Genomic DNA, 19,280 nt, shown 5'->3' with positions numbered 1-19,280 from the left:
CGTGATACATGCAAGGGGCTGGGCGATATTTCGCCGACGCCGCGATCATGTTTGACAACAGCCGTTAACCTTTGGCGGCGAGATCCAAGAGCCTAATGACGAAGAGCAACCCCTGCCCCTCGGGCTCCAGGCGCGCTCTCCGGCTGTTTCGGTCGAGGATGAGGGCGTCGAGCGGCGCCAGCCAGATCGCTGCGCTGTCCGTGAAGACCTTGACGCTGCCTTCGACGGCAAGGACAAGCGTGGTGTCGTCACTAGCTTCGATCTCAATTTGACCCGAGAGGCACAGGCGCTCTACCGAATGACCCGTGCGGCCGCGCCGCGTCATGACGTTGAGGTCGGTGATCGGGCCGCCGATCAGGGCGGCACCGGTCGGCACGTCGCCCGGAAAGGAAAGCGGCGCGGAAGCCATTGTCAGCCGCGCCGGCGGCCGGCCGGCAATGTCGAGCACGATGCCCTCGCCTTCCAGCACCGAGAGTGTCCGGTCGATGCCGGCAAAGCTGGAGAACGGCCCGCTGGTCTCGACGCGCGCCATGGAGATGCGCCAGTCGAAATCGTCCAGCCCGGCACCGTCGGGCGAGACGGCGATCTCGGTGGTCGTGCCGCCGCCGTTCTTCCACGGCATGACGCGGTAGTCGGCGGCACGAAGAACGCGCATCGCTTCAGCCCAGTATGCCCGGCAGATTGAGCTGGTGCTCTTTCGCGCACTCGATGGCGATGTCGTAGCCCGCATCGGCATGACGCATGACGCCCGTCGCCGGATCATTCCACAGCACGCGTTCCAGGCGCCTTGCCGCATCCGGCGTGCCGTCGGCGACGATCACCATGCCGGCATGCTGCGAGAAACCCATGCCGACGCCGCCGCCATGATGCAGCGACACCCAGGTGGCGCCCGACGCGGTGTTGAGAAGCGCGTTGAGCAGCGGCCAGTCCGATATGGCGTCTGAGCCATCCTTCATCGCCTCGGTCTCGCGGTTCGGCGAGGCGACCGAACCGGAATCGAGGTGGTCGCGGCCGATGACGACCGGCGCCTTGAGCTCGCCTTTGGCCACCATCTCGTTGAAGGCGAGGCCCAACCGGTGGCGATCGCCGAGGCCGACCCAGCAGATGCGCGCCGGCAGGCCCTGGAAGGAGATGCGCTTGCGCGCCATGTCGAGCCAGTTGTGGAGATGCGTGTTCCCGGGCGTGAGCTCGCGCACCTTGGCGTCCGTCTTGTAGATGTCCTCCGGATCACCGGAGAGCGCCGCCCAGCGGAACGGGCCGATGCCGCGGCAGAACAGCGGGCGGATATAGGCCGGCACGAAGCCCGGGAAGGCGAAGGCATTGTCGAAACCTTCGTCCTTGGCGACCTGGCGGATGTTGTTGCCGTAATCGAGCGTCGGCACACCGGCGTTCCAGAACGCCACCATCGCCTCGACATGCTCGCGCATTGAGGCGCGGGCCGCCTTCTCGACGGCCTTGGGGTCCGAGGTGCGCTTCTCGCGCCATTGCGCCATCGTCCAGCCCTTGGGTAGATAGCCGTTGATGGGGTCGTGCGCCGAGGTCTGGTCGGTGAGGATATCGGGACGGATGCCGCGCCTGAACATTTCCGGGACGATCTCGGCCGCGTTGCCGAGCAGGCCGACCGACTTCGCCTCGCCGGCCCTGGTCCAGCGCTCGATCATTGCCATCGCCTCGTCGAGCGTCTCGGCCTTTTCGTCGAGATAGCGGGTGCGCAGGCGGAAATCGATCGAGTCCGGATTGCATTCGATCGCCAGGCAGCAGGCGCCGGCCATCACGGCGGCGAGCGGCTGGGCGCCACCCATGCCGCCGAGGCCGGCGGTCAGGATCCACTTTCCCTTGAGGTTGCCGCCATAATGCTGGCGGCCGGCCTCCACGAAGGTCTCGTAGGTGCCCTGCACGATGCCCTGCGTGCCGATATAGATCCAGGACCCGGCCGTCATCTGGCCGTACATCATCAGGCCCTTCCGATCGAGCTCGTTGAACTTCTCCCAGGTCGCCCAATGCGGCACGATGTTGGAATTGGCGATTAGGACGCGCGGCGCGTCCTTATGCGTGCGGAAGACGCCGACCGGCTTGCCGGACTGAACCAAAAGCGTCTCGTCCTCGCCGAGCGTCTTCAGCGAGGCGGCGATGCGGTCGAAATCGTTCCACGTGCGGGCGGCCCGGCCGATGCCGCCATAGACGACCAGCTCGTTCGGGTTCTCGGCGACCTCGGGGTCGAGATTGTTCATCAGCATGCGCAGCGGCGCCTCGGTCGTCCAATAGCGGGCGTTGAGCTTGTCGCCGCGGGGCGCGCGCACTTCGCGGATGTTGTGGCGGGGGTCGGTCATGTGGTCACTTCCCTTTCGATGAGGTGCGTCGGGCGCGTCAGCGCGCAGCCCAGTCGATCGCGGTTTCGAGGATTGTCGTCAGCGTGGCGCGGGTCAGCGCCGCGTAATCGGCGTCGTAGAGCACCGGCCAGTTGTCCGGCGTGCCCTTCTCCTCGGGTTYGCGCAGGTAGCCGCGGTTGGCGAGCTCCATTTGCAGCGCGTGGACGCCGCTCTCGGGCCGGCCGAAATGGCGCGTAATCCAGCCACCTTTGAAGCGGCCGTTGACCACCCAGGTCTCGCCGGTCATCGCCAGGATGTCGGTGACCTTGTCCTGCAGCGCCGGATCGGTGCTCTTGCCGTCGTTGGTGCCGAGGTTGAACACCGGCAGCGTACCCTCGAAGAGGCGTGGCAGCACCGAGCGTATCGAGTGGCAGTCATAGAGAACGATCTTCTTATGCATGCCGCGCAGCCGCTCGATCTCGGCCTGAAGGGCGGCATGATAGGGCTTGAAATAGGTCTCGCGGCGCTCGTCTATCTCGGCCGGCGTCGGCTCCTCGCCCGGTCGGTAGAGCGGATCGCCGTCGAATGTGTCCGTCGGGCAGAGGCTGGTCGTCGCCTGGCCGGGATAGAGCGAAACGCCGGATGGGTCGCGGTTGACGTCGATGACGGTGCGTGAGATGGCGGTATGGACGACCGTGGCGCCAAGGTCGGTGACAAAGTCGTAGAGCTTGTCGATCCACCAGTCGCAATCGCGGCGGCCAAGCCAGGTCGAAACCAGCCGGTCGTCGAGGCCGGCAAGATCGACGCCGGTGTGCGGGATCGAGACCAAGAGGGGTGCGGTRCCCTGCTTGACCGTGAGCCAGGGAGGGGTGGTCATGCGATATCTCCGCAGGTTGGAGCTCTACGGCGCCCCCCTCTGCCCTGCCGGGCATCTCTCCCGCTTGGGGGGAGATCAGCAGCTTCGGCGCCTCGCTCAATCCTGCAGCGTTGGAGATTGGCGAAAGTCGGTGTGACGTCTGATCTCCCCCCTTGTGGGGGAGATGTCCGGCAGGCCAGAGGGGAGCGCGAAGGAACTCGACCTGTCACAACAAGCTCCCTCACGACGCAATCCCCGGCAGTGCCACGGCACCTGCCGCCTTCACCGCGGCACCGCTGCGCACCAGGGCGATCGCCTTTTCCATGTCGGGATGGAAATGCCGGTCGTTGTCGAGATGCGGCACTTCCGACCGGACCAGCTTGCGCACGGCTTCCAGCGCTTCGCTCGACGCCAGCGGCGCGTGGAAATCGCAGCCTTGCGCCGCCGCGAGCAACTCGATGCCGATGACGGCGGTGGCATTCTCGATCATGGAAAGCAGCCGGCGCGCGCCATGCGCGGCCATCGAGACATGGTCTTCCTGGTTGGCCGAAGTCGGGATCGAATCGACGCTCGCCGGATAGGCCTTCTGCTTGTTTTCCGAAACAAGCGCGGCAGCCGTGACCTGCGGGATCATGAAGCCGGAATTCAGGCCCGGCTTCGGCGTCAGGAAAGCCGGCATGCCGGAGAGCGCCGGATCGACCAGCATGGCGATGCGCCGTTCCGACAGCGAGCCGATCTCGCAGACGGCAAGCGCGATCATGTCGGCGGCGAAAGCCACTGGCTCGGCGTGGAAATTGCCGCCCGAAAGCGCGGTGTCGTCCTCGGCGAAGATCAGCGGATTGTCGGTAACGCCGTTGGCCTCGGTCTCCAGCGTGTCGGCCGCCTTGCGCAGCACATCGAGTGCGGCCCCCATCACCTGCGGCTGGCAGCGCAGGCAGTAGGGGTCCTGCACGCGCTCGTCGCCGACGCGGTGCGATTCTCGGATGGCGCTGCCGGCCATCAGATCGCGCAGCGCATCGGCCGTCTCGATCTGGCCGCGATGTTTCCGCAGCAGATGGATGCGCGGGTCGAAAGGCGCGTCGGAGCCGCGGGCGGCATCGGTCGACAGCGCGCCGGCGACCAGCGCCGACTGGTAGAGCGTCTCGGCCTCGAACAGGCCGGCGAGCGCGAAGGCCGTCGAGAACTGCGTGCCGTTGAGCAGCGCCAGCCCTTCCTTGGCGCCGAGCGTGACCGGCTCCAGCCCATGCGAGACAAAGGCGACCTTGGCCGGGAATCGGCCATGCGGCGTAAAGCATTCGCCGACGCCGATCATGACGGCCGTCATGTGGGAAAGCGGCGCGAGATCGCCGGAGGCGCCGACCGATCCTTGCGCCGGCACCACCGGAATGACGTCGTTGGCGAGCATGCCCTGAAGCAGGTCGATCGTCTCGGCGCGCACGCCGGAGGCACCCTGGGCGAGGCTCGCCAGCTTCAGCGCCATCATCAGTCGCACCACCGCGACCGGCATTGGCTCGCCGACACCCGCGGCATGGGAAAGCACGATGTTGCGCTGGAGCGTTTCGAGGTCGCTTGCCGGAATGCGGACGCTCGCCAATTTGCCGAAGCCGGTGTTGATGCCATAGACCGGCTCGCCCTTGGCGAGGATGCGCGCGACCGCCTCGGCGCTGGCCATGATCTTCGGCCGGCAGGCATCGTCGAGCTTAGGAACGGCGCCGCGATAGATGGCACGCCAGTCGGCTAGCGTTGCGCTGCCGGGCTTCAGGATCAGTTCGGTCATTGTCCTCTCCAGATACGGGCATGGAGCGGGTTGAAGCCCATGCGGTAGACGAGTTCGGCCGGGCGCTCGATGTCCCAGATGGCAAGGTCGGCCGATTTGCCGGCCTCCAGCGTGCCGGTCTTGTCGAGGAGTCCCAGCGCACGCGCGGCCTCGCGGGTGACGCCGGCGAGGCATTCGTCGACGGTCAGACCGAACAGCGTCGCGGCCATGTTCATGGTGAGCAGCAGCGAGGTGAGCGGCGRGGTGCCGGGATTGCTGTCGGTGGCGACGGCCATCTTCACGCCATGCCGGCGGAACAGCTCGACCGGCGGCTTCTTCGTCTCGCGAATGAAGTAGTAGGCGCCGGGCAGGATCGTCGCGACGGTGCCTGACTTGGCCATGGCCGAGGCACCTTCGTCGTCCGTATACTCGAGATGGTCGGCCGACAGCGCGCCATAACGTGCGGCAAGTGCCGCGCCATGCAGGTTCGACAACTGGTCGGCGTGAAGCTTGACCGGCAGGCCGAGCGCCTTCGCCTTGTCGAAGACGCGCGCGATCTGCTCCGGCGAGAAGGCGATGCCCTCGCAAAAGCCGTCGACGGCATCGGCGAGGCCGTCAGCGGCAACCGCCGGCAGGATCGTGCCGGCGACGAGATCGATGAACGCGTCCTTGTCACCCTTGGCTTCCGGCGGCAGCGCGTGGGCGGCGAGACAGGTGGTGCTGACCGTTATCTTCCGTTCCCTGTCCAAGCGGCGGGCAGCGCGCAATGACTTCTTTTCATTATCGAGGTCGAGGCCGTAGCCGGATTTGACCTCGACGGTGGTGACGCCTTCGGCCAACAGCGCGTCGAGGCGCGGCAGCGTCTCGACGACGAGTTGATCCTCGCCGGCGGCACGCAGCGATCTGACGGAGGAGACGATGCCGCCCCCAGCGCGGGCCACCTCTTCATAGGTGGCGCCGGCCAGCCGCATCTCGAATTCATTGGCGCGGTTGCCGGCATAGACAAGATGGGTGTGGCAGTCGATCAGGCCGGGCGTGATCCAGCGGCCCTCGCAATCGACGATCTCGGCACCCTGCCCCACGGATGCCGGCATGTCGGATTCCGCGCCGGTATATACGATCAGCCCATCGCGCGCAGCGATCGCGCCCTTTTCGACGATGCCCAGTCCGGCCGCGCTTTCGGCCATGGTCGCCAGGCGCGCATTGCGCCAGAGACGAAGGCCGCTCTTCCCGTTTGCTCCACCCATCATCTTTTCCATTTGAAAGGATGACAATTATGTATATACATATTGAAACGCGACGCAAGTGTTAATGTCGCTCGGGCACTCAGATTCGGGAGTTTTGATGTGACGGCGATCTTTGCGGGACAGGCGCTGCTGCCGGAGGGCTGGCAAGGCAATGTGAGGATCGAGTTCGACGGCGGCCGCATCACCACGGTCGAGCCCGGCGCCTCGCCGCAGGCCGGCGACGAGCGCCATGCGATTCTCCTTCCCGGCATGCCCAATCTGCACAGCCATGCCTTCCAACGCGGCATGRCCGGGCTCGCCGAATTGCGCGGCCCGTCCGCCGACAGTTTCTGGAGCTGGCGCGAGGTGATGTACCGCTTCGCGCTGTCGATGACGCCGGACCAGGTCGAGGCGGTTGCGACGCAGCTTTATGTCGAGATGCTGGAGGCCGGCTTCTCGCGCGTCGGCGAATTCCACTATCTGCATCACGATCGCGACGGAAAGCCTTACGCCAACATCGCCGAGATGGCGGAGCGGATCGCGGCGGCCGCCGGAGCCGCAGGCATCGGGCTGACGCTGCTGCCGGTCTTCTACGCTCATTCGTCGTTCGGCGGCACAGCACCCAGTGAGGGCCAGCGCCGATTCATCAATGATGTTGAGCGGTTCGGGCGCTTGCTTGAGAAAAGCCGTGAAAGCATTCGTTCGCTTGAACAGGCCGTCGTCGGCGTAGCGCCGCACAGCCTGCGTGCGGCAAGACCGGACGAGCTCAACGCGGTGGCGGCGATGGCGCCGGACGGCCCGATCCACATCCATGTCGCCGAGCAGGTGAAGGAGGTGGAGGACTGCATCGCCTGGTCGGGCGCGCGGCCGGTGGAATTCCTGCTCGGCAAGRCATCAGTCGACAAGCGCTGGTGCCTGATCCACGCCACGCATATGACCGAGGCCGAGACGATCGCCATGGCAAAGAGCGGCGCGATCGCCGGGCTCTGCCCGGTCACCGAAGCCAATCTCGGCGACGGCACTTTCGCCGCGCCGCTGTTCCTCGAGCATGGCGGCCGCTTCGGCGTCGGTTCGGATTCCAATGTGCTGATCGGCCTCCCCGATGAGCTTCGGCAGCTCGAATATTCGCAGCGCCTCGCCCACCGCGCCCGCAACGTGCTGGCCCGCGCCGGCGGCTCCACCGGGCGCGCGCTGTTCGATGCCGCACTCGACGGGGGCAGCCAGGCGCTCGGCGCATGGCCGTCTCATATTGGCGTCGGCGGTCCGGCCGATTTCGTCTCGCTCGATGCCGCGCACCCCTCGCTTGCCTGCAAGGCGGGCGACGCGATCCTCGACGCCTGGATTTTCGCCAATGGCGGCAAGGTCGATTGCGTCTGGGTTCATGGGAAAAAGCAGGTCAGCGGCGGCAGGCATGCCAAACGTGAAGCTGTCGCCGAACGATTTCGCAAAGTGATGACGGCGCTTTCGGAAGGCTGATCCCAATGAGCATGACCGAAGCAACCGAGATGGAGGACAGCGAGACCCTCTCGCTGCACCAGCGCATCCTCTCCGACATCCGCGAAAAAATCCTGTCCGGCGCCTGGGCGCCCGGCCATCGCATTCCCTTCGAGCATGAGCTGACGGCGGAATACAAATGCTCGCGCATGACGGTGAACAAGGCGCTGTCGCAGCTCGCCAAGTCGGGACTGATCGAACGCCGCCGCCGTTCGGGCAGCTTCGTGCGCCAGCCGCAATCGCAGGCGGCGGTGCTGGAGCTGCACGACATCAGGATCGAGGTCGAAGCGCTCGGCCTGCCCTATCGCTATGAGCGGCTGGAACGCCTGAAGCGGCGCGGCAGCGCCGAGGACCGCGCGCTGCTCGGGCTTTCCGCACCGGGTCCGGTCCTTTGGCTGGAAAGCCTGCATTTTGCCGGCGAGCGCCCATTCGCGCTCGAGCAGCGGCTGATCAATCTTTCAGCCGTGGCCGGGGCCGGCGAGGAAGAGTTTTTCGAGATCGCGCCCGGCCCCTGGCTGATCGGCCGCGTGCCGTGGAGCGAGGCCGAGCACCGCATCCGCGCCATGGCCGCGGACGACCACATCGCCGACAGTCTCGACATCGACACCGGCGCCCCCTGCCTGGTGGTCGAGCGCCGCACCTGGAGCGCAGAGCATCCGGTGACCCATGTGCGCTTCGTCTATCCGGCGGAAAGCCACACGCTGGTGGCAAGGTTCACGCCCTCGCAGGGGTAGCTGATCTCCCCCCTCGTGGGGGAGATGGCCGGCAGGCCAGAGGGGGGCGCCGTAGAGCGCTCAGTTTGAAATTTGCCAGCCGTATTCTTGAAGATATACCCATTTGCTGAGAGGCCGGCGGGACAGCGCCCCCCTCTGCCCTGCCGGGCATCTCCCCCACAAGGGGGGAGATTGGCAGTTCCGGCGCCGCGCCTTAAAGCGCCGCCGTGACAATGATCTCGACGAGATATTCCGGGCCGGCGAGCTTGGCTTCGCCGGTGGCGCGGGCCGGGGTGTGGCCCTGCGGCACCCACTTGTCCCATTCCGAATTCATCTCGGCAAAGGTGCCCATGTCGGCCAGCCAGATGATCGCCTGCACGATCTTGGTCTTGTCGGTACCGGCTTTGGCCAGCAATTCGTCGATGGTCTTCAGGATGTCGCGGGTCTGCGAGGCGACGTTGCCGCCGGGCTCGCCGACCTGGCCGGCCAGATAGACGGTGTTGCCGTGGATGACGATCTGGCTCATGCGCGGGCCGACATCGATGCGACGAATGCTCATGGGAGGTTCCTTCTCTTGAGGGTCGCGCTTCTTTAGAGTCCGCGCCTGCCGTGGGCAAGGCCGCGGGCGCGAAACCAATTGAGCCAATTGTCCGGCACGTCCGCCCTTTTTTGGCACACGGGGAGTTGACCGGCCGTGAGACATTTTCGCCGGGCCGGATTGTTGACTAATGTAATAACATCACATATCGACAGGGCCCCTGAGATTTGCTGCCGACCCGGAACGTCCGATGACCGATGCCTGCCTGACATTCCGCGACCTGACGCTGGGCTACAACAGCCATCCGGCCGTCCACCATCTCGACGGCACTGTCCGAAAAGGCTCGCTGACGGCGGTGGTCGGCTCCAACGGCTCGGGCAAGTCGACGCTGATGAAGGGCATCGTCGGCGTGCTGAAGCCGATGGAGGGCGCGGTGATCCGCGCACCCGGCGTGCGCACCGCCTATCTGCCGCAGCAGTCGGAACTCGACCGCACTTTTCCGGCGCGGGTGGTCGACCTTGTCTCGCTGGGTCTCTGGCCGAAGCGCGGCATGCTTGCGCGCTACACCAAAGAGGACCGCGAGTCCGTCAGCAAGGCGCTGATGGCGGTCGGACTCGGCGGTTTCGAGACGCGGCCGATCGACACGCTCTCCGGCGGCCAGTTGCAGCGCACGCTGTTTGCCCGCGTGCTGTTGCAGGACGCCGACCTTATCCTGCTCGACGAGCCGTTCAATGCGGTCGACGCCAAGACCGTCGGCGACCTCATCAAGCTCATAAAGCGCTGGCATGGCGAGGAGCGCACGATCATGGTCGTGGTTCACGACCTCGACCTGGTGCGGCAGAACTTCCCGGAAACGCTGCTGCTTGCGCGTCAGCCCGTCGCCTGGGGCGAGACGCGCGAGACGCTGCGGCCGGAAAACCTGCTCAAGGCCAGGCGCTTTCACGAGGCCTGGGAAGAGAATGCGCCTTGGTGCGAGCCGGGCGAGCACGATCACGGCCACGATCATGCGCATGGGCATGATGGCCATACCCCCGCGCATGATCACCACCACGATCACGGATCCGGACCGAGGGCAGCGTGATGGATTTCCTCTACGGGTTTTTCATCGCGCCATTCGCCGATTTCGCTTTCATGCAGCGGGCGCTGTTCGGCTCGCTGATGCTGTCGCTCGGCGCCTGCCCGGTCGGCGTCTTCCTGATGCTGCGGCGCATGAGCCTGTCGGGCGATGCGATGGCGCATGCGATCCTGCCGGGGGCCGCCGCCGGCTTCCTGCTCTACGGCCTCGAAATCCTGCCGATGACGGTCGGCGGCCTGATCGCCGGCATCATCGTCGCGCTCGGCGCCGGTGCGGTCTCGCGCTTCACCATCCAGCGCGAGGACGCCTCGATGGCGGCCTTTTATCTCATCTCGCTCGCCGTCGGCGTGCTGATGGTGTCGATCCGCGGCTCCAGCGTCGACCTCATGCATGTGCTCTTCGGTACGGTGCTGGCGCTCAACAACGAGGCGCTCTCGCTGATCGGCGGCATAGTAGCGGTGACGCTCGTCAGCCTCGCTATCTTCTGGCGCGCGCTGGTCGCCGAATGCCTCGATCCGCTGTTCCTACGCTCGGTGAGCCGTATGGGCAGCCCGGTGCATTTCATCTTTCTCGGGCTTGTCGTGCTCAACCTCGTCGGCGGCTTCCAGGCGCTCGGCACGCYGCTGTCGGTCGGGCTGATGATGCTGCCGGCCGCTTCCGCCCGCTTCTGGACGGTGCGCGTCGAGCCGATGTGCGCGCTTGCCGTGCTGATCGGCTTCGGCTCCTGCATTGCCGGCCTGCTTCTGTCCTATCACGCGTCGCTGCCGTCCGGCCCGGCAATCATCCTTGCGGCCGGCGTCGTCTATTTCTTCTCGATTGTGTTCGGCTCGCGCGGCGCGCTGCGCGCCCGTATCGTGCACCACCGCCATCGGACCGCCTGATCAAATTCCAAGCAAGGAGACCAACCCAATGCTGAAGTCCTTCCGTGCCGCCCTGGTGATGAGCGTTATAACATTAAGCGCCTTTGCGACCTCATCGGCCTTCGCGGCGCCGCTCAAGGTGGTGGCGAGCTTCACGGTGATTGCCGACTTCGCCAAAAATGTCGGTGGCGACCGCGTCAACATCACCACCATTGTCGGGCCGGATGGCGACGCACATGTCTATGAGCCGAGCCCGGCCGATGCGGTGGCGATGGCGGGCGCGGACGTCGTGCTGGTGAACGGACTGCATTTCGAAGGGTTTCTGCAGCGCCTGGTCGATGCCAGCGCAACCAAGGCTTCGATCGTTACCTTGACCAAGGGGGTGACGCCGATCGACTTCAAGCAGGAATTCGCCGATGCGGATGCGACCGCAGGCGGCAAGACCGTCACCGACCCGCATGCCTTCCAGTCGATTTCCAATGCCAAGGTCTATGTGAAGAATATCGCCGACGCCTTCTGCGCGGCCGACAGCGCGGGCTGCGACAGCTACAAGGCCAACGCCGCCGCCTACACCCAAAAGCTCGATGCGCTGGAAGGCGAAGTGAAGGTGGCGATCCAGTCGATCCCACCGGAGAAGCGCGTCGTCATCACCTCACATGACGCCTTCGGCTATTTCGAGCACGAATACGGCCTGACCTTCCTGGCGCCGCAAGGCATCGCGACCGACTCCGAGCCTTCGGCCGCCGACGTTGCCCGGCTGGTCGAACAGGTGAAGCAGGACAAGGCGGCGGCGATCTTCATCGAGAACATCACCAATCCGCGGCTGATCGAGCAGATCGCCGGGGAAACCGGCATCAAGGTCGGCGGCACGCTCTATTCGGATGCGCTGTCCGGGTCCGACGGCCCTGCCTCGACCTATATCGACATGATGCGCAACAACATCACGCAGATCAAAGGCGCGATACTCGGCAGTTGAGCTCGCCGCCCTCAGCCCCGTGTTGCGGAACGGCCTATGGCGCCACATTCAGCCGGACCAATAACCGGCTGGATTTTCGAGAAAAAATGCCTATCTGCTGGGTGGTGTAACCTTCCGATCGAACCCGACGCAGGCAGGTCTTTCATGACTGAGTTCACGCCTTTCCAGTCCTTGCTTGGCGGCGCCTTTATCGGCCTGTCGGCGGTGTTGCTGATGGCTCTGCACGGCCGCATTGCCGGCATGACGGGGATCCTGACCGGCATCATTCCACCGCTGCCCTCCGACTGGCAGTGGCGCGCCGCCTTTATCGCCGGCGCGATCGCCTCGCCTTTGCTGATGATGCTTGCCGGCAAGCAAATCCAGTTCAGTGTACCGGTACCGACGCTGGCCCTCGCCGTCGGTGGCTTCTTGGTCGGTATCGGCGTGCATTTCGGCGGCGGCTGCCCGAGCGGGCACGGCATTTGCGGCATCGCGCGATTGTCGCCGCGGTCGTTCGTCGCGGTCGCCACCTTCATGGCCAGCGCTTTCGCAACCGTCTTCATCATTCGCCATGTGATTGGAGGCTGATCCATGAACAAACTCGTCTCAGCCTTCCTGATCGGCGGCATTTTTGGCCTCGGCATCGCCGTCTCCGGCATGATCAATCCGGCGAAGGTGCTGAATTTCTTCGACATCGCCGGAACCTGGGACCCCAGCCTGATCTTCGTGATGGCGGGAGGCCTGGCGGTCGCCTTCACCGGTTACCGTTTCGTGTTCGGCCGGCGCGAGGCGCCGGTCTATGAGAGCGCCTTTGCGCTGCCGACCGAACGCGCCATCGACTGGCAACTGGTCTGCGGCGCCGCCGTCTTTGGCATCGGCTGGGGCATTGCCGGCTTTTGCCCCGGCGGCTCGATCCCGGCGCTTGGCCTCGGCTATTCGACGACACCGATCTTTATCGCGGCGGTTATCGCCGGCATCGTCGTGGCCCGCTTCACCAGGACCCGGCTCATTCAGCCGGCCGCAGTGTAGAACCAACGGCAGCGGCAGTTGCCGGACCGGTCGGAGAGTGGCAGAACTGCCGGCGACCAGAATGCGAGGACAACATCATGGAATATCGCCAGATCAGCGACGATTACTCGGTCTCCGGCCAGATCCAGCCCGATGACATCGCCGCCATCAAGGAGGCCGGCTTCAGAAGCGTAATCTGCAACCGCCCGGACAACGAGCAGCCGGGCCAGCCCTCGGCCGACAGCGTCAAGGCAGCGGCCGAAGCAGCCGGGCTTGCCTTCCGCTAYATCCCGGTCATCAGCGGCCAGATCACGATGGACAATGTCGCCGACCAGGCCGAGGCGCTCGATGCGCTCGAAGGGCCGGTGTTTGCCTATTGCCGTTCAGGTGCCCGCTGCACCAATCTTTATGGGCTGGTTCTGCAGCAGAGGGGCTAAGGGCGCGCGATAAGCCAATTCCGCAAGGTTTGCGATCCTTCGCGCCCCCCTCTGTCCTACCGGACATCTCCCCCACAAGGGGGGAGATCGGATGTCGCGACGGCTTTCGCCAAACGCCGACGCTGCAGAAATGGCGCCGTCGATGAAACTCCCAATCTCCCCCTTGCGGGGGAGATGGCCGGCAGGCCAGAGGGGGGGGTGCTGTCCCTCCGACATATCCAGCAAAATCGCCTAGCTGATTAGCTAAATCGGCAGCGCGCCGGTCTCCTTCAGCGTTTCCAGCACGATCGCCGTCTTCACATGCTGCACGGATTCATGCGGCAACAGCACGCCGTTGACGAACTCCGACAGTGATTTGAGGTCGGGCGTCACCACCTTCAGGACGTAATCCATCTCGCCGGTCAGCGCATGCGCCTCCTGCACTTCCGGCAGCCGCGCCACCAGTTCGCCGAAGCGGCGGGCATTGTCGCGATTGTGCGTGGCCAGGGTCACTGAGATGACGTTGACCAGCGAGAAGCCCAGCCGATCGCGGTCGAGCACGGCGCGATATCCCGTGATGTAGCCGTCCTCCTCAAGCCGCTGGCGGCGGCGCGAGCATTGCGAGGCCGAGAGGTTCACCCGCTCCGAAAGATCGTTGTTGGTGAGCCGCGCATCGCCCTGCAAAAGCGCCAGTATCTTGCGATCAAATTGATCGAGGCGCTCATCATCCATGGATTCTCCTCCCAATATGCATGACTTACGCATTATTCGAGCATTTCAAGCGTTTGAATGCAAGCATCGTGCGGCCGGCCGGAGCTATACTGAGCAAAATGGCCGAGAGCGGCCAAAACAGCTTTTGGAGGATCGCCATGGGCCCCTTCCCGCACGACGCACCACCTGCCAAGATCAGCAAGGCGAACCCAGCCGGCACCGACGGTTTCGAATTCGTCGAGTTCGCGCATCCCGAGCCGGCAAAGCTCGCCGAGCTCTTCACCCGCATGGGCTATGTCGCGGTTGCCAAGCACCGCACCAAGGACATCACCGTCTGGCGGCAGGGCGACATCAACTATGTCGTCAATGCCGAGCCCGGCTCGCATGCGATGAAGTTCGTCGACAAGCACGGCCCCTGCGCCGCCTCGATGGCGTGGCGCGTGGTCGATGCCAAGCACGCTTTCGACCATGCCGTATCCAAGGGCGCGATGCCCTATCACGGCACCGACAAGACGCTCGACGGGCCGGCCATCGTCGGCATCGGCGGGTCGCTCCTCTATTTCATCGAAACCTATGGTGACAAGGGCTCGGCCTATGACGCCGAGTTCGAGTGGCTCGGCGAGCGCAACCCGAAGCCAGAAGGCGTCGGCTTCTACTATCTCGACCACCTCACCCACAATGTCTATCGCGGCAATATGGACAAGTGGTGGGATTTCTATCGCGACCTGTTCGGCTTCAAGCAGATCCACTATTTCGACATCGACGGCAGGATCACGGGCCTGGTCAGCCGCGCCATCACCTCGCCCTGCGGCAAGATCCGCATTCCGCTCAACGAGTCCAAGGACGAGACAAGCCAGATCGCCGAGTACCTCAAGAAGTACAATGGTGAGGGCATCCAGCACATCGCCGTCGGCACCGAGGCGATCTACGACGCCACCGACAAGCTTGCCGCCAACGGGCTGAAATTCATGCCCGGCCCGCCCGACACCTATTACGAGATGTCGCATGAGCGCGTGCACGGCCATGACGAGCCAATCGAGCGGATGAAGAAGCACGGCATTCTGATCGACGGCGAAGGCGTCGTCGACGGCGGCATGACCAAGATCCTGCTGCAGATCTTTTCGAAAACCGTGATCGGGCCGATCTTCTTCGAGTTCATCCAGCGGAAGGGCGACGAAGGTTTTGGCGAGGGCAATTTCCGCGCCCTCTTCGAGTCGATCGAGYAGGACCAGATCAAGCGCGGCGTGCTGAAGGTGGACGACAAGGCGGCGTAACGCCTAAGCTCATTTGCGGTTCGATCGCCGTTGACCCAAGCTCCGGTCACCAGAGGTCGAGCGGTGAATGTCTCTATAACAGAAGCAAGGGCCAAACTGTCGGAGCTCGTGAGGCGCGCGAAGGCCGGTGAGCAGATCGTAATCACCCGGCGCGGCAAGGCCGTTGCGCGTCTCTTGCCGCCGTCAGCGAAGGAAAACCTTCTGCCACGCATTGGTGCCAACTCGGCCCTGAATGGGCCGAGTATCTAAGATGACAATTAGATTCTCAACCGCTCAACCTCTTCCTTCCTGAGCTTCAGGTCGTAGTCGAGCAGGAATTCGTCGAGCTGCGGCGGCGCGACCGACGTGCCGGAGAGCATCGCATGCACCTGGCCGCGATGGTGGATGTCGTGCAGGAAGACATGGGCGAGGATGTCGCCGATCCTTTCCGGGATCAGGCCGTCCTCGCGACGGTCGGTGATGATACGCCGGTCGAGATCCGTTTCCGAGAGCRCATCACAGAAAGCGACGAGCTTGCGGTCGAAATCGGCCTGCGCCGCCGCCAGGCTTGCAGCATGATCGAACGGCACGAAGGTGTCGTAGGCGGCAGCGCCGAGGCCGCCATCCGTCAGGAAATCGAGATAGAGGCGATCGACCGCAAGGATATGGTTGAGCGTCTCCTTGATCGACGGAAAGAAGCTGGTGCGCTCGGCCTCGAACTCACCGGGCCGAAGCGCCAGCACAGCGCGATAGAGCCGGTCGTTCGACCACAGATTGTTGCGCGCCATGCGGCGCAGGTGCTCGAGCAAGGTCACCTTGTCAGGTCCCTTTCTCCCCTCTCACCTCTCGTATTTCTCGACCTTCTGCTCGATGGCGCCGAAGATCGAATGGCCGGCCTTGTCCTTCATCTCGATGCGCACCGTGTCGCCGAAGCGCAGGAACGGCGTCTTCGGCTCCCCGCTCTCGATCGTCTCGATCATGCGCAGTTCGGCGATGCAGGAATAGCCGGCGCCGCCCGCCGACACCGGTCTGCCCGGCCCGCCGCTGAGCTTGTTGGAGACGGTGCCGGAACCGATGATAGTGCCGGCGGCAAGCGGCCGGGTTTTGGCGGCGTGCACGATCAGAGCCGGGAAGTCAAAGGTCATGTCGATGCCGGCATTGGCCCGGCCAAACGGCTTGCCATTGAGGTCCACCAGCAGCGCAAGGTTGACCTTGCCGCCGTCCCAAGCGTCACCCAGTTCGTCCGGCGTCACCGCGACCGGCGAGAAGGCGGATGACGGTTTCGATTGGAAGAAGCCAAACCCTTTTGCCAGTTCCGGCCCGGTGACGGCTCGCAGCGTCACATCGTTGACCAGCATGACGAGCCGGATCGCTTCCCTTGCCTCGTCCAGCCCGGCGCCCATCGGCACGTCGTCGACGATGACGGCGACTTCCGCTTCCATGTCGATGCCGAGGGCCTCGTCCGCCATGCGGATCGGATCGCGCGGCGCAATGAAGGCGTCCGAGCCGCCCTGGTACATCAGCGGATCGGTCCAAAAACTCGCCGGCATATCGGCGCCGCGCGCCTTCCGCACCAATTCGACATGGTTCACATAGGCCGAGCCGTCGGCCCACTGATAGGCGCGCGGCAAGGGCGAATGCGCGTCATGCTCATGGAAGCGGGCCGAAGGCACGGCATTGGTTTCGAGCGACTCTGCCATTGCCGCCAGATGCGGCGCAATTCGCCGCCAGTCGTCGAGCGCCGCCTGCAGCGTCGGCACCAGGAAGGAAGCGTCGGTGAACCGCGTCAGATCGCGCGAGACCACGACCAGCTTCCCGTCGCGGGTCTCGTTCTTCAGTGTGGCAAGCTTCATGCGGTTTCCTCTCCTGATGCGGCCTTTGCGCCGCTTAACCCCACAACAAGGCCATCGCGGGCAATCGTCAAGTCGCCGGACCATGTTTTCCTGACGGCAGCGATCCAGTCGGCCTCGCCGATCGCCGGATCGTCGGCCGGAATGAGATGGGTGAGCACCAACCGCTTCACGCCGGCATCGGTGGCGATGCTGCCTGCCTCTTCGGCTAAGCTGTGGCTGGCGAAGAGATGCTCGCGCAGCCGCGCGCCGTTGCCGGTCCTGGCGACCAGTCTCTCGATCCCCGCTTCCAGCATGGCCTCATGGACGAGAATGTCGGCGCCGCGCGCAAATTCGGCCAGCGGCGGGAAGAACGCCGTATCGGCCGAGAACACCACGCTTCGGCCGCCATGCTCAAAGCGCAACGCAAAGCAGTCGGTCACCGGCGGATGGTCTACACGCAGCGCCGTCACCATCAGACCACGCTGCTCCAGCACCAGCCCTTCGCCGAACTCCTCGACCGAGACCAGGTCGCGGATGTCCGGCCGGCCCTCGTCGACGATGCGGATCTCGATGTCGAATTCCATCGCCTGGCAGAAGCGCTGCCAATAGTTCCCGGTGCCTGGCGGTCCATACACCATCACCGGCGACGCCAGTCCCGCCGTCCAGGCGGTGTGGATCAGCGGCCCAAGTTCCAACACGTGGTCCGAATGAAGATGCGTGATGAAGACCAGGTCGAGCGCCTTGAGGCCGATTCCGGCATCGGTGAGCAAGCGTGTGACGCCCAGCCCGCAATCGATGACGATCGCCCGCCCGCCGATATCGAGCAGCGACGAACTCGRCCAAGGCCCGCCGGGGCGGACCGCCGGGCCGCCCTTGGAACCGAGAAGGACGAGGCACTCGGACGTTTCCCCGCCGCTCAAGACCAGTCGCCCTCGGGCGTGCCGTTGAAGCGCTTCTTCAGGTCGGCCCAGCAATCGATGTAGTTGTCCTGTCGTGTGTCAAGCTCGGCGGCGTAGCGCGTCAGCATCTGCGGAAAGCGCGTCTCGAACATGAAGGCCAAAGTGTTGTCGAGCTTGACCGGCTTCAGGTCGGCGCGCGTCGCCTTCTCGAAGCCCGAGGCGTCCGGCCCATGCGCCAGCATCTGGTTGTGCAGGCTGATGCCGCCGGGCACGAATCCCTCCTCCTTGGCGTCATACTGGCCGTGGATCAGGCCCATGAACTCGCTCATGATGTTGCGGTGGTACCAGGGGGGACGGAAGGTGTTTTCCGCCACCAGCCAGCGCGGCGGGAAGATGACGAAGTCGACATTGGCCGTCCCCTCCTCGCCGCTCGGCGCCGTCAGCACCGTGAAGATCGACGGATCGGGGTGGTCGAACAGGATGGCGCCGACCGGCGAAAAGGTCGCCAGATCGTATTTATAGGGCGCGTAGTTGCCGTGCCAGGCGACGACATCGAGCGGCGAATGGCCGATCTCGGTGACATGGAAAGAGCCGCACCATTTGACGATCAGCCGGCATGGCGTTTCCTTGTCCTCGAACCAGGCGCAGGGCGTCTTGAAGTCGCGCGGGTTGGCCAGGCAGTTGGCGCCGATCGGGCCGCGGTCCGGCATGGTGAACTTGGCGCCATAGTTCTCGCAGACATAGCCGCGCGCCTCCCTGTCGGCGAGCTCGACCTTGAAGACGAGGCCGCGCGGCAGCACCGCAATCTCGCCAGGCCGAAGCTCGATCACGCCCATCTCGGTCACGAAGCGCAATGCGCCGACTTGCGGCACGATAAGCAGTTCGCCGTCGGCATTGAAGAAATGATCGTCCACCATCGAGCGGTTGGCGACATAGACATGCGCGGCCATGCCGGACTGGCCGACCGCGTCGCCGGCTGTGGTCATGCTGCGCATGCCGGAAATGAAGTCGGTCGGCTCGGCGGGCATCGGCACCGGGCTCCAGCGATACTGGCCGAGCGCCAGCTCATGGTCGCCGATGTTTGGCGCGGTCTTCCACATGGGATAGCTCGCCCCCTTGAAGCGGCCTGTGTGCCTGACGCTCGGACGGATGCGGTAGAGCCAGGAGCGCTCGTTGGTGCCGCGCGGCGCGGTGAAGGGCGAACCGGAAAGCTGCTCGGCATAGAGGCCATAGGCCGGCCGCTGCGGCGAGTTGCGGCCCTGCGGCAGCGAGCCGGGCAGCGTCTCCGTCTCGAAATCATTGCCGAAGCCCGGCATGTAGGAAAAGGCCATTCGATCCTCCCTGGTCCCGGCTGCCGCCTTCGATGTCGAAGGACAGGA

General features: G+C 64.8%; 21 protein-coding genes. 10 read left to right on the top strand and 11 right to left on the bottom strand.

The features are described 5' to 3' along the window. Nucleotides 1–64: 64 nt before the first annotated feature. The 5 genes from ORS3428_RS13455 to hutI all read right to left on the bottom strand — a co-directional run bounded on the left by ORS3428_RS13455 (nucleotide 65) and on the right by hutI (nucleotide 6,168). A complete protein-coding gene (locus ORS3428_RS13455; RefSeq protein WP_071098422.1) occupies nucleotides 65–655 on the bottom strand; it encodes a HutD/Ves family protein in 591 nt (196 codons plus the stop codon). A gap of 4 nt (nucleotides 656–659) precedes the next feature. Beyond that, nucleotides 660–2,330: a urocanate hydratase gene (hutU, locus tag ORS3428_RS13450; protein ID WP_071098421.1), complete on the bottom strand. Its 1,671-nt coding sequence runs from the start codon at nucleotides 2,328–2,330 to the stop codon at nucleotides 660–662. 37 nt (nucleotides 2,331–2,367) lie between these two features. Beyond that, the gene (gene hutG / locus ORS3428_RS13445; protein ID WP_071098419.1) at nucleotides 2,368–3,186 is read right to left on the bottom strand and encodes an N-formylglutamate deformylase; all 819 of its coding nucleotides are present in this window, start codon (nucleotides 3,184–3,186) and stop codon (nucleotides 2,368–2,370) included. 220 nt (nucleotides 3,187–3,406) lie between these two features. Then, the gene (gene hutH / locus ORS3428_RS13440) at nucleotides 3,407–4,942 is read right to left on the bottom strand and encodes a histidine ammonia-lyase (RefSeq protein WP_071098417.1); all 1,536 of its coding nucleotides are present in this window, start codon (nucleotides 4,940–4,942) and stop codon (nucleotides 3,407–3,409) included. After that, nucleotides 4,939–6,168, bottom strand: coding sequence for an imidazolonepropionase (gene hutI, locus ORS3428_RS13435; RefSeq protein ID WP_172833686.1), 1,230 nt, complete (start codon nucleotides 6,166–6,168; stop codon nucleotides 4,939–4,941). The genes hutH and hutI overlap by 4 nt, the downstream gene beginning before the upstream one ends. A gap of 99 nt (nucleotides 6,169–6,267) precedes the next feature. Here hutI and ORS3428_RS13430 point away from each other — a divergent pair, with 99 nt between their 5' ends. Further along, complete coding sequence (locus tag ORS3428_RS13430; RefSeq protein WP_071098415.1) at nucleotides 6,268–7,623, top strand: formimidoylglutamate deiminase; 1,356 nt, start codon at nucleotides 6,268–6,270, stop codon at nucleotides 7,621–7,623. 5 nt (nucleotides 7,624–7,628) lie between these two features. Continuing rightward, a complete protein-coding gene (hutC, locus tag ORS3428_RS13425) occupies nucleotides 7,629–8,375 on the top strand; it encodes a histidine utilization repressor (RefSeq protein WP_071098413.1) in 747 nt (248 codons plus the stop codon). A 193-nt stretch (nucleotides 8,376–8,568) separates the two neighbouring features. Here the strand turns inward: hutC and ORS3428_RS13420 are convergent, their stop codons facing one another. Beyond that, complete coding sequence (locus ORS3428_RS13420; protein ID WP_041000950.1) at nucleotides 8,569–8,913, bottom strand: RidA family protein; 345 nt, start codon at nucleotides 8,911–8,913, stop codon at nucleotides 8,569–8,571. 229 nt (nucleotides 8,914–9,142) lie between these two features. Between ORS3428_RS13420 and aztA the strand changes: the two genes are divergently transcribed. From aztA to ORS3428_RS13390, 6 genes are all read left to right on the top strand, one after another. Beyond that, on the top strand, nucleotides 9,143–9,973 hold the full coding sequence (gene aztA / locus ORS3428_RS13415; RefSeq protein ID WP_071098411.1) for a zinc ABC transporter ATP-binding protein AztA: 831 nt from the start codon (nucleotides 9,143–9,145) through the stop codon (nucleotides 9,971–9,973). Continuing rightward, complete coding sequence (gene aztB / locus ORS3428_RS13410) at nucleotides 9,973–10,848, top strand: zinc ABC transporter permease AztB (protein ID WP_071098409.1); 876 nt, start codon at nucleotides 9,973–9,975, stop codon at nucleotides 10,846–10,848. Before aztA ends, aztB begins: the two co-directional genes overlap by 1 nt. 28 nt (nucleotides 10,849–10,876) lie before the next feature. Further along, nucleotides 10,877–11,803, top strand: a complete 927-nt coding sequence (gene aztC / locus ORS3428_RS13405; protein ID WP_071098407.1) for a zinc ABC transporter substrate-binding protein AztC — start codon at nucleotides 10,877–10,879, stop codon at nucleotides 11,801–11,803. 144 nt (nucleotides 11,804–11,947) lie between these two features. After that, on the top strand, nucleotides 11,948–12,370 hold the full coding sequence (locus ORS3428_RS13400) for a YeeE/YedE family protein (protein WP_071098405.1): 423 nt from the start codon (nucleotides 11,948–11,950) through the stop codon (nucleotides 12,368–12,370). A 3-nt stretch (nucleotides 12,371–12,373) separates the two neighbouring features. Beyond that, nucleotides 12,374–12,811, top strand: coding sequence for a DUF6691 family protein (locus tag ORS3428_RS13395; RefSeq protein ID WP_071098403.1), 438 nt, complete (start codon nucleotides 12,374–12,376; stop codon nucleotides 12,809–12,811). A 77-nt stretch (nucleotides 12,812–12,888) separates the two neighbouring features. Then, complete coding sequence (locus ORS3428_RS13390) at nucleotides 12,889–13,227, top strand: TIGR01244 family sulfur transferase (RefSeq protein WP_071098401.1); 339 nt, start codon at nucleotides 12,889–12,891, stop codon at nucleotides 13,225–13,227. Between the two features lie 243 nt (nucleotides 13,228–13,470). Here ORS3428_RS13390 and ORS3428_RS13385 read toward each other — a convergent pair whose 3' ends face one another. Beyond that, on the bottom strand, nucleotides 13,471–13,938 hold the full coding sequence (locus tag ORS3428_RS13385) for an Lrp/AsnC family transcriptional regulator (RefSeq protein WP_071098397.1): 468 nt from the start codon (nucleotides 13,936–13,938) through the stop codon (nucleotides 13,471–13,473). 137 nt (nucleotides 13,939–14,075) lie between these two features. On the opposite strand from ORS3428_RS13385, the gene hppD reads away from it, so the two are divergent. Both hppD and ORS3428_RS31495 read left to right on the top strand, forming a co-directional pair. Beyond that, complete coding sequence (gene hppD / locus ORS3428_RS13380) at nucleotides 14,076–15,191, top strand: 4-hydroxyphenylpyruvate dioxygenase (protein WP_071098395.1); 1,116 nt, start codon at nucleotides 14,076–14,078, stop codon at nucleotides 15,189–15,191. Nucleotides 15,192–15,254: 63 nt separating this feature from the next. After that, a complete protein-coding gene (locus ORS3428_RS31495; protein WP_083355147.1) occupies nucleotides 15,255–15,440 on the top strand; it encodes a type II toxin-antitoxin system Phd/YefM family antitoxin in 186 nt (61 codons plus the stop codon). Between the two features lie 8 nt (nucleotides 15,441–15,448). Here the strand turns inward: ORS3428_RS31495 and ORS3428_RS13375 are convergent, their stop codons facing one another. From ORS3428_RS13375 to hmgA, 4 genes are read right to left on the bottom strand one after another with little or no spacing between them, the layout of a single operon-like run. Continuing rightward, complete coding sequence (locus tag ORS3428_RS13375; RefSeq protein WP_071098393.1) at nucleotides 15,449–15,985, bottom strand: DinB family protein; 537 nt, start codon at nucleotides 15,983–15,985, stop codon at nucleotides 15,449–15,451. A gap of 24 nt (nucleotides 15,986–16,009) precedes the next feature. Continuing rightward, nucleotides 16,010–17,023, bottom strand: a complete 1,014-nt coding sequence (locus ORS3428_RS13370; RefSeq protein WP_071098391.1) for a fumarylacetoacetate hydrolase family protein — start codon at nucleotides 17,021–17,023, stop codon at nucleotides 16,010–16,012. Further along, a complete protein-coding gene (locus tag ORS3428_RS13365) occupies nucleotides 17,020–17,922 on the bottom strand; it encodes an MBL fold metallo-hydrolase (protein WP_071098389.1) in 903 nt (300 codons plus the stop codon). The genes ORS3428_RS13370 and ORS3428_RS13365 overlap by 4 nt, the downstream gene beginning before the upstream one ends. Continuing rightward, the gene (gene hmgA / locus ORS3428_RS13360) at nucleotides 17,919–19,232 is read right to left on the bottom strand and encodes a homogentisate 1,2-dioxygenase (protein ID WP_071098387.1); all 1,314 of its coding nucleotides are present in this window, start codon (nucleotides 19,230–19,232) and stop codon (nucleotides 17,919–17,921) included. Before hmgA ends, ORS3428_RS13365 begins: the two co-directional genes overlap by 4 nt. Nucleotides 19,233–19,280: the final 48 nt, after the last annotated feature.

This window comes from Mesorhizobium sp. ORS 3428 (assembly GCF_001854785.1).
In the GTDB taxonomy this organism is placed as follows: Bacteria; Pseudomonadota; Alphaproteobacteria; order Rhizobiales; family Rhizobiaceae; genus Mesorhizobium.
The sequence above is the reverse complement of the archived record's forward strand: the minus strand, read 5'-3'. Positions and strand labels throughout refer to the sequence as shown.